Source organism: Reichenbachiella sp., from assembly GCF_039944555.1.
Lineage (GTDB): Bacteria > Bacteroidota > Bacteroidia > Cytophagales > Cyclobacteriaceae > Reichenbachiella.
Genome location: NZ_JBDUYN010000001.1, coordinates 236,057 through 248,537, shown reverse-complemented (window position 1 = coordinate 248,537; position 12,481 = coordinate 236,057). Strand labels below are relative to the sequence as shown.

The 12,481-nt window shown below is 40.1% G+C and carries 12 protein-coding genes; 6 read left to right on the top strand and 6 right to left on the bottom strand.

The features are described from left to right. Window positions 1-136 precede the first annotated feature (136 nt). Window positions 137-709 (top strand): DUF1572 family protein, encoded by a 573-nt coding sequence (locus ABJD64_RS01010; protein WP_348182183.1) that lies wholly within the window; start codon window positions 137-139, stop codon window positions 707-709. Between the two features lie 10 nt (window positions 710-719). Here the strand turns inward: ABJD64_RS01010 and ABJD64_RS01005 are convergent, their stop codons facing one another. Continuing rightward, on the bottom strand, window positions 720-2,303 hold the full coding sequence (locus tag ABJD64_RS01005; protein ID WP_348182182.1) for an amidase: 1,584 nt from the start codon (window positions 2,301-2,303) through the stop codon (window positions 720-722). A gap of 139 nt (window positions 2,304-2,442) precedes the next feature. Then, the gene (locus tag ABJD64_RS01000) at window positions 2,443-5,673 is read right to left on the bottom strand and encodes a TonB-dependent receptor (RefSeq protein ID WP_348182181.1); all 3,231 of its coding nucleotides are present in this window, start codon (window positions 5,671-5,673) and stop codon (window positions 2,443-2,445) included. A gap of 341 nt (window positions 5,674-6,014) precedes the next feature. Between ABJD64_RS01000 and ABJD64_RS00995 the strand changes: the two genes are divergently transcribed. Next, complete coding sequence (locus tag ABJD64_RS00995) at window positions 6,015-6,566, top strand: hypothetical protein (protein WP_348182180.1); 552 nt, start codon at window positions 6,015-6,017, stop codon at window positions 6,564-6,566. A gap of 1 nt (window position 6,567) precedes the next feature. On the opposite strand, the gene ABJD64_RS00990 is transcribed toward ABJD64_RS00995, so the two are convergent. The 3 genes from ABJD64_RS00990 to ABJD64_RS00980 are packed head-to-tail and all read right to left on the bottom strand — an operon-like array spanning window position 6,568 to window position 7,870. Further along, on the bottom strand, window positions 6,568-6,837 hold the full coding sequence (locus tag ABJD64_RS00990) for an acylphosphatase (protein ID WP_348182179.1): 270 nt from the start codon (window positions 6,835-6,837) through the stop codon (window positions 6,568-6,570). A gap of 1 nt (window position 6,838) precedes the next feature. Next, on the bottom strand, window positions 6,839-7,501 hold the full coding sequence (deoC, locus tag ABJD64_RS00985; protein ID WP_348182178.1) for a deoxyribose-phosphate aldolase: 663 nt from the start codon (window positions 7,499-7,501) through the stop codon (window positions 6,839-6,841). Window positions 7,502-7,519: 18 nt separating this feature from the next. After that, a complete protein-coding gene (locus tag ABJD64_RS00980; protein ID WP_348182177.1) occupies window positions 7,520-7,870 on the bottom strand; it encodes a hypothetical protein in 351 nt (116 codons plus the stop codon). A gap of 102 nt (window positions 7,871-7,972) precedes the next feature. Between ABJD64_RS00980 and ABJD64_RS00975 the strand changes: the two genes are divergently transcribed. From ABJD64_RS00975 to ABJD64_RS00960, 4 genes are read left to right on the top strand one after another with little or no spacing between them, the layout of a single operon-like run. Then, on the top strand, window positions 7,973-9,067 hold the full coding sequence (locus ABJD64_RS00975; protein ID WP_348182176.1) for an amidohydrolase family protein: 1,095 nt from the start codon (window positions 7,973-7,975) through the stop codon (window positions 9,065-9,067). 42 nt (window positions 9,068-9,109) lie between these two features. Next, window positions 9,110-9,997, top strand: a complete 888-nt coding sequence (locus ABJD64_RS00970; protein WP_348182175.1) for a sugar phosphate nucleotidyltransferase — start codon at window positions 9,110-9,112, stop codon at window positions 9,995-9,997. Further along, window positions 9,966-11,063: an aminoglycoside phosphotransferase family protein gene (locus tag ABJD64_RS00965; protein WP_348182174.1), complete on the top strand. Its 1,098-nt coding sequence runs from the start codon at window positions 9,966-9,968 to the stop codon at window positions 11,061-11,063. The genes ABJD64_RS00970 and ABJD64_RS00965 overlap by 32 nt, the downstream gene beginning before the upstream one ends. Before the next feature lie 2 nt (window positions 11,064-11,065). Beyond that, the gene (locus ABJD64_RS00960; RefSeq protein WP_348182173.1) at window positions 11,066-11,530 is read left to right on the top strand and encodes a peroxiredoxin; all 465 of its coding nucleotides are present in this window, start codon (window positions 11,066-11,068) and stop codon (window positions 11,528-11,530) included. A 13-nt stretch (window positions 11,531-11,543) separates the two neighbouring features. Here ABJD64_RS00960 and ABJD64_RS00955 read toward each other — a convergent pair whose 3' ends face one another. Beyond that, a complete protein-coding gene (locus ABJD64_RS00955; protein ID WP_348182172.1) occupies window positions 11,544-12,398 on the bottom strand; it encodes a hypothetical protein in 855 nt (284 codons plus the stop codon). Window positions 12,399-12,481: the final 83 nt, after the last annotated feature.

Sequence of the window (12,481 nt, the reverse complement as noted above, 5' to 3'; positions counted from 1 at the left end):
ATTTACCCAATCACATTATAGCGCACAATTGGTGATTTTACTTAATTTGAACTACGAATTTATTAGTGCTTTTTCCTATAACCTTAAGACTGATGACAGAGTAAACTACAATGAATACAATTATTTATAGTCAAAAATGAGAAAGAACTACATTTCAAGTATTAAAAAACAATTTCTGTATAATAGAGAACTGGGCTGGAAAACAATCGAGCAAGTCCCTGAAGAAGCGCTAAACTGGCAATATAACCAGGAGAGCAATAGCATAGTTATGCTTGTAAAGCACCTATCATCCAATATGCTATCCAGGTGGACAGATTTTCTGAATTCTGATGGAGAAAAGCAATGGCGAAACAGAGACGAGGAGTTTCAATCCGAGGAATTTGATTTTGATAAGACAAAAAATACTTGGAACAAAGGGTGGGACTGTCTATTGTCAACAATAGATAACCTGGAAGAAGGAGACTTAGAAAAAATAATCTATATCAGAAATCAGGGGCATACAGTGGTCGAAGCTATTAACAGACAGTTGTCTCACTATTCATATCATGTTGGGCAAATTATTTTTATCGGTAAAATGATCCAGGATAGTCAATGGCAATCCTTGTCTATCCCTCGAGGTCAGTCTGCAACTTACAACAAGGAAATGTTCTCCAAGGAAAAAGAAAGAGCACATTTCACCAAAGACTTCTTACCTAAGAACAAGGGCTAATAGTTTGGTACTAGGGCAATTCCAATGTAGGCAATAATTTAGGTACTATTCTGGCTTGTGTTTTTTGTTCAAAACTATAGGCTATTGCAATAAGTTCTGCTTCTCTGTAGGCAGTGGAGAAAAACGAAATGCCAATAGGTAGTCCAAAAACATCTCCTGCAGGAACCGTAATACTTGGATAGCCGGCCATGGCTGGCATGGACGAACTCGATATTCTATAATTGTCTCCATTTATTCTATCCGTTACCCAAGCCGGATCTCCTGTAGGGGCCACAATGGCGTCCAAATTATGCTGAGCCAGCGCCAAATCAATACCATCCGTTCTTGAAATTTTCCGGCAGAGAGCCAGCGCATCTTTGTATGCCTGATCTGACAAATCTCCCTTTGACTGAGCCAATTCAAAAATTTCTTGTTGAAAATAGGGCATTTCCTGTTGCCTATTCTCAAGATTGTACTTTATCAAGTCCTCAAGTGTTTTATAAGGAAAATCACTGCGTAAATCAGCCAGATATGCATTCAAGCCATCCTTAAATTCATATAGTAGCAATTCATACTCGGCATTTCCTAAATAGTGCATTTCTCCCAATTCTATCGAGTCTATCAATATGGCACCTGCAGCTTCTATAGCATCAAAAGATTCTTCCATGATGGCATCGACTCTCTCATGCATACCCATTGGTCCTCTAAAAATTCCAATTCTTTTACCCTTCAGTCCATCAATGTTCAAAAACTGGGTATAATCGGTGTGCACCACTGCAGCACTATCCTGTGTCATCTCATCATACTGATCTACTCCTACCAAAGCCCCCAGCAAGGTGGCAGCGTCTGCTACTGTTCTGCCCATAGGACCGGCTGTATCCTGGGTCTTGGATATTGGAATGATACCAGTTCTGCTCCAAAGCCCTACTGTTGGCTTGATACCTACAATTCCATTTAATGATGACGGGCAGACAATAGATCCGTTGGTTTCAGTACCGATGGTAAGGGTACACAAGTTGGCTGAAGCCGCCACGCCAGAACCCGAACTAGAACCACAGGGGTTTCTATCCAATATATAAGGGTTTCTCGTCTGCCTGCCACGACCACTCCATCCGCTTGAAGATCTTTCAGATCGGAAATTTGCCCATTCGCTAAGGTTGGTCTTGCCCAAAAGTACAGCCCCAGCCTCCCTCAGTCTGGCTACGATAAAGGCGTCTTTTTGAACATCACTTCCTATTAGGGCCAATGAACCCGCTGTGGTCTCCATTTTGTCACCGGTATTGATGTTATCCTTTATCATTACAGGAATACCGTGTAGGGGCCCCCTCACCTTTCCATTGGCACGTTCCTGGTCCAAAGCTTCTGCAATAGCCAAGGCATCAGGGTTCAATTCGATTACCGAATTCAAACCATCTTTACCCTGATCTATAGTTTTGATTCGATCTATATACAATTGACAAATCTTTACTGATGAATAGGTTCCTTCGTTCATCATTTGTTGAAGCTCGGCTATAGTCTTTTCCTCTAGTTCAAAAGGCGGTGTTTCTGCTGTTTTTTGTTCACAGGAGATATGAAGGATAATGAACAACAGTATAGAGAAGATTCTAATTATCATGGGTTGGAAGTTTAATCTGTTTTCGAACTAGAGCGATATTAGCCCGAATTCATGAATAAGTATAGCGAAAGTTACACGAACGGGCACAAAAAAACCTCCCTGATGAATCAAGGAGGTTTCAATTATTGATTTTTAAACCTTATTTTCCAAAGATATATCTAACGCCCAATTGCATTTGCCATCTTGAGCTTATAAGACCCGAATCGTCTTTCGTAAGAATATCTTGCTTTTCATTTATGCCGTCAGGGAATGAAAACGTTGGTACTGTTTCACCTGAAGAGTTGGTGATATTACCTTCGTAATTAAGTAGTTCAACAGATGTCTCATCTCCATTAGGTACCCCGTATCTTCTACCCCAATCTTTATTTATGAGATTCCCAAAATTGAATATGTCGAAAGTAACTTGTAGTGTATTACGCTTACCATCGGCTAATTCAAGATAAAACTCCTGCATAAATTTCACATCCATGACAGCCGTAAAAGGTGTTCTCGCTTCATTTTTCTCCGCGTATCGTCCTCTTCTGTTTTTCAAGTAATCATCATTTTGGATGTAAGCGTCTAAGTCAGCCCATTGCTCTGCAGCCGTTCGGTCAGTTTCATCAAAAACAATTTGAGCAGCACTAGCTGGTACAAACATTAGCGCTCTTTCTCTTGAATCTTCATTAGAAATATCACTATCATAAGTATAAGAGAATGGACTTCCAGACTGAGCGTTGAGAAAGAAGGACACTGTAGATGCTGCAAAACCAGCATATTCCTTTCTGTAGGACGCATTTAGCATAAACCTATGCCCTGCATCAAAATCAGACCTACCCACCTGCGCATTATTTCTACCTGTTACGGAATAGACCCCTCTCCACTGTGATGAGTTCTGCGATGAAGTACCTTCAAATATTGAAGTGGCCGTTCCAAAGTTATAGGATAACCCGGCTGTGAATCCGTTTTCCCAAGGCTTAGTCAGGGAAACCGTAAAGTTTGCTGTGTGCCCCTTACTTGTATTTGATCCAAGTAGAATTCTGGTATATCGAGAATCAATTTCATCTCCGCGATCAAAAATTGGTCTCGTATCTGGAGTTCCTCCAAAATTTTCTACGGAAGGTTTCAAGTTCACATTCTCATAAAAAATATTGTTGATTGTTTTGGTGTAGATAAACTCAACCGAACCTATCATACCCCATGGTAATTTTTGATCAACAGCTGCACTCATTCTGAATACCTGCGGATATTTGAAATCTGAAGCAAACAAATCAAGCTGACCTTGAGGAGTAGCATCTGTTCCACCAAAACTTCCTAGTGTTGGCTGATTGTTTGGATTTGGTTCAAATGTTAGACCAGCAAATTGTCGTGTTCCTCCTACTGATACGCCATTATTGTTGTACATTCCTCCAGGCCAGACAAATGGAATTCTACTTGTAAATATTCCCAAACCTCCTCTTAGCTGAGTAGTTTGATCTCCGTTTACATCGTAGTTAAATCCCAATCGTGGCGCAATTAACAATTGAGCACCAGGTGCTTGTCCCGATTCGGCCCCTTTCAGATCGTATCCAAATCCTTCTATGGCCGCTTTTGTTGTTGCCCAATCTACGGTGGCTGCAGGATCCTCTGAGAAGAACGGGATGTCCACTCTAAGTCCTCCGGTCAACCTTAATTGATCATTGACCTGGATTTCGTCCTGAACGTAAAAACCAATCTGCATGGCTTTGAAAGCTGCTGCCGCAGACGTACCATCACCCGTCACGTTATCTATCAGCGAATAACTTCTGTCAAACTGTGTAGGAGTATTGGCTAAAAATCCGGCAATATCTGCAAACCTGTAAGAGCCAAAATTTTGACGGATGAACACGTTATTGATATCGTAAAACTCATTGTGTGTTCCGAAAGTCAAAGTATGCCTGCCTTTGTACAAATTAAAATTGTCCGTCAAAGTCCATATTTCCTGCTCCAAAAGGTTAGCGGTTGAAAACTGCTCGCTGCCTGCTTCGATATCACCAGAGCTAATATCCACATAAGGAAAATTTGCTCCTAAAGGATCCCTGTTATCTTTCACGCTGGTTCTACCGATTACCAACTTATTGGATTTGTCTCCAAAATTACTGTTCAATTCCAGTGCAGAGGAATGTGTTTTGGATGGGAAGAATACGCCACTATTGGCAAATCTAATTCTTGATGAACTGGAGTTGCTTGGGGAAAAATTTTCACCATTGTTATAGCTATGTCTCGCAGTTAACTTATGCTTGTCGTTGATATTCCAATCAAACTTTACTAAGAACTTTTCTGCCTCAAGTCTTTGGACCACGTCCTCATAACTTCCGGGATCGTAACCATAAGCATTAAGTTGACTTACTAATGCAAGTACGTCTGCTTCGCTCACCCCTCCGCTATACGTACCAAAATCAAAAGGCTGCGGCGTTTCGTCACGTTGAATCTCTGCATTAATGAAGAAAAACAATTTGTCTTTAATTATTGGACCGCCTAGTCTGGCTCCGTAAGTCTTAGCTGTAAAATCATCCAACTTTTCCCTATCCTCACCGTCCACTTCCAGGAATCCCGGCGTCTTTCCTGCTAAACTCTGATTTCTTATAAAATAATAAGCCGAGCCTTCAAACTCATTAGTTCCACTTCTGGTAACTGCACTGATACTACCTCCAGTAAATCCACTTTGTGTAACGTCGTAAGGCGAAACCGCCACTTGGATCTGCTCCATAGCATCTATACTGATCAGAGACAATCCATTCAGCTGACCTCCATTTTGTCCATTACTAGCGAGTCCAAATACGTCATTGCTCATGGCACCGTCAATAAATATAGAGTTATATCTATTGTTAGTTCCTGCAATGGATAAACCTCCTGTAGCAGTAAATGTGGTCTGAGGGGTCAATCTGGTGAAGTCATTCAGTGACCTGGAAGCATTAGGCATTGAGGTTATTTCTCTTTGCGAAATGGAAGTTTCTGCACCATTTCTGTTTCCATCAAATATTTCACCCTCTGCAGCAGAGACAATTACCTCCTGCAATTCAGTGGCTCCAGAGGCAAGTGTGGCATCCAGTTTATACGTTTGCCCTAAGGTAAGATAGACACCTTGTTGTTCAAAGTTTTCAAATCCTACAAAAGAGATAGTCAAATTATAAGGCCCACCTGCTTTCATGTTTGGAATCCTATAGAATCCATTAACATCAGTGACACTACCATATTTAGAACCAGTAGGTGCGTGTATGGCTATCACAGTTGCTCCGGGTAATTCGGCCCCATTTTCATCTGCCACTTTTCCGTTCATACCGGAAGTTGTGACACCCTGGGCCAACAGGCTCTGACTGGCCAGTAACAAACTGACAGCCAGTAGTACGCGAGAAAGTAGAATTTTCTGCTTCATAATGAGATTTAATTAGTTAAATAATGGGTTTTTACGAGTATTATGTTACTCTATTAAAAATAGTTCATTTATTAAGCAATATGATAGATTACCTAATTTAATTTGTTAGGCGAGCATAACATATTTCTTTTCGGTGCAAGTTTAGCAAATCATTTGCTCCTGTCTAAATCATATTTTATTATCAAATCATTACCTTTCTAAGGAGGTCTTATAACATTCAATCGAACTTAGGTACCCTCGTTTTCATCTATTTGTTTTATTGACAAGGTTTTTGCAAATGGTGGTTTCAATTGCGATCAAACCTGCCTACTTTTGTGTGCATAACTTGTTAATAAAGTACATTGAATAAAGTCATCAATCAGACAGAGTTTCTACAAAATTTTGAAAAGGACAAAAATGTTCTGCTCAAAGTAGCACAAGATCAAATTTTTAATGATTTGGCGCGGCACCTGGTAGAAATCACCATTCACAAATACAGTCTTTATTTCAATCCATTAGGACTGGTTGACGATACTTTTCAGCAAATTCTGGATTACAAAATTGGGAACGTTGAAGAACTGGAAGGCATCTATGAAAATCTCTGCGTGGCTTATAGATACAAATATGGTGATAACCAACTAGAGATCATCTGGGATGGTAAGTCACATGAAGACAAATACAAAGAAGAGTGGAAAGAAACTTTTGACCGGTGGACGAATGACTTAACCGAGAACCCAGCAGTCATCAAAGGTATCTTGCAATTGACAGTTTTTAATGAGACTAAGAAAAACCTTACGTTTGTTCGAAATGCGATCAAAGGATTGATCAATGATTACTTTGAGATAAAAATCCTCAAAAAGAATGGCATTAAACGTGTCTTCGTAAAGGAAAAACAGCTTAAAAAAGCTTCTTAAATCAATAAACAACTCGAAAAGGAGCTTCTTCTCGAAAGGCAATTTCTTCGACTTTTATACTTGTTACACTAGCCATTGGAGGGCCGTGTTTGCACCATGCGATCAGTTCCTGAACCGCAGACTCTTCTCCGAAGGCCTCTATTTGCACGTCTCCGCTTGGTAAATTCTTCACCCATCCTCTTAATCCCAAACTACTTGCCTTATCACGTGTGGAAGCTCGATAAAATACTCCCTGGACACGACCACACACCGTTACGGATTTTCCAATCATCTTATCCATTCTGATATTCCCTCATAATTTTTAATCCCGAAGAAGTACCTATCCTTTCCGCACCCGTTTCAACCATCTTCATTAAATCGCTCAATGTCTTTATCCCTCCGGAGGCCTTTATGCCCACATTGGAAGAGATATTGGCTTTCATTATGCGTATATCGTCCAAATTCGCCCCTCTTGAAGCAAACCCACTGGACGTTTTAATGAAATCAGCACCTGAATCAGATACAATTTTTGAAACTTCAACCAATTCATCTTTCGTAAGCAATGCGGTCTCTACAATTACCTTTAGCATTTTTGAATGTTCATGGGCAATCTTTGCACATTTGGCCATCTCAATTTTTGGCCAGTTCATACCGGATTTGAAGGCCGAAACATTCATCACCAAGTCTAACTCATCAGCACCATCTGCTATGGCCAACTCAATTTCTTTAATCTTGGACTCGGTGCGTTGATAACCCAGGGGAAATCCAATTACAGTGACAAGCTGAATTTCCGACCGCTGCAGTTCTCTACTTGCCTTTTTTACCCAAAATGGAGGAATGCAAATACCTAAAAATTGAAATTCAAAAGCTTCGGCAATGAGCTGATCAATGTCACTATCTCTTAAATCTGGTTTGAGTGCTGTATGTTCTATGTAGGTATTGGGAGGTGAATTCACAAAAGAAATATAATCAAGCTAGTGAACGATTCCACACTCCTTGCAAAATTTCCTTTTGTCTTTGGGCCGTTTTTTTGGCGGTTTCTTGTGTCCAAAATAAGTAGGGTCGGAATATTGAGGTTTTTCCATCCCCTTTTCCATTTTTTTGTACTTTTTCTTATTCGCCTTCATCAAGTTTTCATAATCCTTGATGCCCTGATCATAGTTTTTATTGTACGCCTTTTTGGAACCCTTTTTCTTTTTTGAAAAAGTCTGAGTAGCACTTGGAGCAACCGGTTTTGTTTCCGATTCCCGAGAGGTTTGAGCCAAGGACTCGTTGGAGATAAGAAGAAAGAATATTCCTAAACAGAATAGAATAAGAAATCGCATAGGTGCTTCGTAATTTTACAAAATAACGCAAATTAACTCTATTATTGCGCAACTCTCCTTCCGATTTTTGGTTTACTCATGGATTAACTAATTATTCTCTATATGAAATCACACGTTGCATCGCTGTGCGCACTTCTACTCTTTTCGAATTTGCTTCAAGCCCAAACCATGGACTTCGAAACGTACGACCCTCCTTCGACCTTAGTCGTTCCTGAGCATTTTATTACAAAAGCAAAATATCCTTTCATCGATGTTCATAATCACCAGTTCAGTATGAATAAGCAAGACCTGACTCCGCTCCTGCAGGACATGGATGATCTAAACATGGCGGTTATGGTGAATCTAAGTGGTAGAGGACGCGGTAGCGATGCTCATTTCAATGGCGTCATGAAAAACGTCAAAGAGAATGCTCCAGATCGATTCATTGTTTTCACCAATATCTCATTAGACAATATAGATGATCCCAATTGGTCAAAAAAAACAGTTGCACAATTGGAAAATGATGTAAGGGCCGGAGCAAACGGATTAAAAATCTATAAGAGTCTTGGTTTGAGACACACTGACAACAACGGTAAGAGAATAGCAGTAGACGATCCTCGTCTCGACGCGGTATGGGCTAAATGTGGTGAACTTGGAATCCCTGTTTTAATTCACTCAGCAGATCCTAAACCATTTTGGGACAATAATGATGAAAACAATGAAAGATGGCTTGAACTCAAAGTAAGACCCGGACGAAAGCGTGGATCCAATGATCCCGCACCTTGGGAGCAGATTATAGCCGAGCAGCATCACATATTTGAGAAGCACCCTAACACCAAATTTATCAATGCGCACCTGGGATGGTATGCCAATGATCTTGCTACGCTAGGTAAGTTGATGGACAAATACCCAAATATGTATTCGGAAATTGGCGCTGTCATAGCAGAACTTGGACGCCAGCCTCGTGCTGCTAAGGCTTTCTTGACCAAATATCAAGACCGTGTCATGTTCGGAAAAGACTCCTACAACAAAGAACAATACTACACCTACTTCAGGGTACTTGAAACCGCAGATGAATATTTTCCTTACTACAAAAAGTACCATGCGTTTTGGAAAATGTATGGGTTGGATTTGAGTGATGAGGTACTGAAAAAATTGTACTACAAAAATGCTTTGAATGTGATTCCCAACATCGATCGTTCTTTATTTCCAGAGTAATATTATCTTGCGGGCTATTATCTAATTCAATACGAAATTTTAATGAAACCCACATTACTCATACTCGCGGCCGGTAGAGGCAGCAGGTTTGGCGGTGCCAAACAAGTAACCCCAATGGGGCCACATGGTGAAACTATCATGGAATACAGCATTTACGATGCCTTGAATAGTGGCTTTGGCCAGATTGTCCTGGTTATCAATAAAGAAGTTGAACAGGATACTTTCGATCTCATAAACAAAATGAGTGCGGCCAAAGACAAAATATCTTACGCTTATCAAGATTTGTATACCGATATGATTCCTGCAGAGATCCAATCAGCAAGACTTAAGCCCTGGGGAACAGCGCATGCGATCATGAGCGCTTCAAATTTGATCAAAGGCAGCTTTGCTATGATCAATGCTGATGACTATTACGGTAAAGAAGCATTTCGTACCATGGCAGAATACCTTCAATCATATACTGGGGCTGATAATTATAGCATGATAGGATACGATCTTATCAATACCTTGTCTGAAAACGGTACAGTCTCACGAGGAATTTCTATTAGCGATGACAATGGCTACTTATCTTCTATTACAGAAACCCATGGCATTCACGAAAAGGATGGTAAGATCTACGCAGATGAGAACCAGGAAATAACAGAAGGATTAGCTTCCATGAATTTCTGGGGCTTTCAAAACAATCTATTTGATGAATTGAGGCTTCAGTTTAAGGATTTTCTTTCTACTACAAAAGACCTCACAAAAGACGAATACCAAATCCCTACTGTAATTGATCAAATGATTAAAAAGGGAATGATAAAAGTATCTGTCCTTCATTCAGCAGCCAAGTGGTTTGGCGTGACTTACAAAGAAGATGCAGGATTTGCCGCAAAGGCTATTCAGAGCTACGTGGCAGATGGCAAATATCCAAGCCCATTATGGAACTAATATGAATGATGTCCTGGACATAGCTCAGCAATTCCGATATATAGAGTCTGCCAAGGCCACCAGATTGGCATCAGGCAATATTCAGGAAACATTTCTTATTTCAGGACCGGAAGGCAGCAATGATTTCAAATTTATTCTTCAAAAAATAAACACATCTATTTTTTTAAATCCTGAGCATTTAATAGAAAATCATCAGCGACTTGAGAAACATTTGGCCTCTGAAAAAAGAGAACTGATAATACCCCGGTTGATGAAAAATCTTGAAGGATCGATGGTTTTGCACCAAGGATCAAGTTGCTGGAGAGCACAGGAGTTTGTTCCGCAATCTCGTACTTTCGAACAAGTGCCTAACTCCGATATTGCCTTTGAAGGAGCATTTATGGTTGGCCAATTCACTGCTTCCTTTTTGGATTTGGACCCAACCAATTTACACACAATTATTCCGGAGTTCCACAACCTGAAACGATACTTAAACGAATTTCACCTTGCTATTGAAGCGGATGTGGCAAATCGACTTAGTTCCTGCGCCGATGAGTTAAACCGGATATCCGAGCTTGAAACAGCTATGGTAGCTCTGTTTGAAAACACCCGATCCTTGCCAAATCGTGTCTGCCACAACGATACAAAGATCAGCAATATCTTATTTGATATGAAATCCAATAAGGCCATCAAGGTTATTGATTTGGATACAGTCATGCTAGAAAAAGTAATTTTTGACTATGGAGATATGGTAAGGTCCTTTTTATGTCTTGCAGATGAAAATGAAACAGACATATCCAAGGTTGTGGTAAGAGGTGATATTTTCGAAGCAATGACCAAAGGTTATCTATCTGTTACTAAAAGCTTGCTCGAAAAGAATGAAAAACGTGAGCTTTTTAGCGGCGGTCTTCTTATAACTTACGAACAAGTCGTACGATTTTTGGGTGATTACTTGCGTAATGACACTTATTATCACACTGACTACACTAATCACAATTTAGACAGAGCAAAAAATCAGATTAGGGTTCTGGATCAACTGTTGGAAAGGGAAGCAGAATTCATCAAGATAATAGAAAAGTATAGTTAATAATGAAATTACAAATCGGTGAACTACTTCCAGGATTTTCACTTGCCGATCAAGATGATCAAATGATAGCCATACAGGATTTTGTTGGCCGGCCATTGGTCATTTTTTTCTACCCTAAAGATGACACCCCGGTGTGTACAATAGAAGCCTGTACGTTCGAATCTAACTATAATGAATTCAAAAATCTGGATGCCGAAGTATTTGGAATAAGTGCAGATAGCGTGAACTCCCATAAGAGGTTTGCAACCAAACACGGTTTAACATTCAAACTGCTGAGTGATTCAAAAAATGAAGTAGAGAAATTATTTGGAGTAAAACGTAATCTGTTTGGTTTACTTCAGGAAAGAATTACATTCATTTTCGATGAGAAGGGCATTCTAATACATTCGTTTCAGTCCCAACTGAATGGCAAAAAGCATATAAGAGAAGCACTGTTGGCATTAAAAAATGCTAACAGTGCTAAATGAGACTAAACTATGTTTAAAACCTGCCTATCTTAAGTGTGAGATAGTAACCCACCTCATCAAATTCATCAGCAGAAGTATTTACTAGTTGAAGATCTTGTGTAAATCTTTTGGACACACCAAAATCAATCCTGAAATTTCTGGCCACATTGACTTCCAGATTAGCACCTGGTTCGATATACCAAAAAACATCATCGTCGACCAAATCATCAGATTCATTGCTTGAGTTATGATTGTCGGGATCTTCATACCCCAACCACCCTGCACCAGCTGACACGGGGAAGGTGATGTGAACAACCTCGTTCGAGAAAAAGATTGGTTCCAACATAAACCCGCCATAACCTCCTAACAAACGAAGTCGCTTTTGAGCGTCATCTGGGTCAATGTTGTCATACTTGGTAGTTGGGATTATGCCATACATATCCACACCTATAGCCAGTGTTCGATTGACCACCCACGCACCGCGCAATCCTCCCATGACCAGTGTTTCGCCTTTAAAACTGGAAGACTTAAAACTCACAGCGCCATAGCCTCCACTGTGGCTCATTTTACCAGTCAGAGTCTTTATTCTGTTTTTATTCCTTTTTGGTTTTTCTTCCCTTTCGGGTTCCGGCACCTCTGTGGCCTGATAGTATTTGATTACCACAGGTTGCGAAGCGCTGCTATCTTTTTGTATCGATACTTGCTGAGGCACAGTACCTGATTCCAAAGGTTTGAGTGCTTCTTGAGCAGGTTTCTCTTCTTCCTTTTCTCCGTAATATTGAAGCTTCGGTTTTTGGTTGGTAGTATCCGATTTTTGTGGGATAATCGTCTGGCTAAACACAGAGAAAGAAAGCAGCAGTAGTCCGAGTGTTATTTGAGTTGTTTTCATTATTTGATTAAAATTCCAATCTAATTACAAGCAAAAGACAGGCACGAGAAACATAGGTTTCCAAAACTTAAAAAAATAATTGC

Coding starts and splice junctions, on each gene's coding strand:
- ABJD64_RS00960 (WP_348182173.1), top strand. CDS start 11,066: ATGAAATTACAAATCGGTGAACTACTTCCAGGATTTTCACTTGCCGAT.
- ABJD64_RS00955 (WP_348182172.1), bottom strand. CDS start 12,398: ATGAAAACAACTCAAATAACACTCGGACTACTGCTGCTTTCTTTCTCT.
- ABJD64_RS01005 (WP_348182182.1), bottom strand. CDS start 2,303: ATGATAATTAGAATCTTCTCTATACTGTTGTTCATTATCCTTCATATC.
- ABJD64_RS01000 (WP_348182181.1), bottom strand. CDS start 5,673: ATGAAGCAGAAAATTCTACTTTCTCGCGTACTACTGGCTGTCAGTTTG.
- ABJD64_RS00970 (WP_348182175.1), top strand. CDS start 9,110: ATGAAACCCACATTACTCATACTCGCGGCCGGTAGAGGCAGCAGGTTT.
- ABJD64_RS00990 (WP_348182179.1), bottom strand. CDS start 6,837: ATGATTGGAAAATCCGTAACGGTGTGTGGTCGTGTCCAGGGAGTATTT.
- ABJD64_RS00975 (WP_348182176.1), top strand. CDS start 7,973: ATGAAATCACACGTTGCATCGCTGTGCGCACTTCTACTCTTTTCGAAT.
- ABJD64_RS00980 (WP_348182177.1), bottom strand. CDS start 7,870: ATGCGATTTCTTATTCTATTCTGTTTAGGAATATTCTTTCTTCTTATC.
- ABJD64_RS01010 (WP_348182183.1), top strand. CDS start 137: ATGAGAAAGAACTACATTTCAAGTATTAAAAAACAATTTCTGTATAAT.
- ABJD64_RS00965 (WP_348182174.1), top strand. CDS start 9,966: ATGGCAAATATCCAAGCCCATTATGGAACTAATATGAATGATGTCCTG.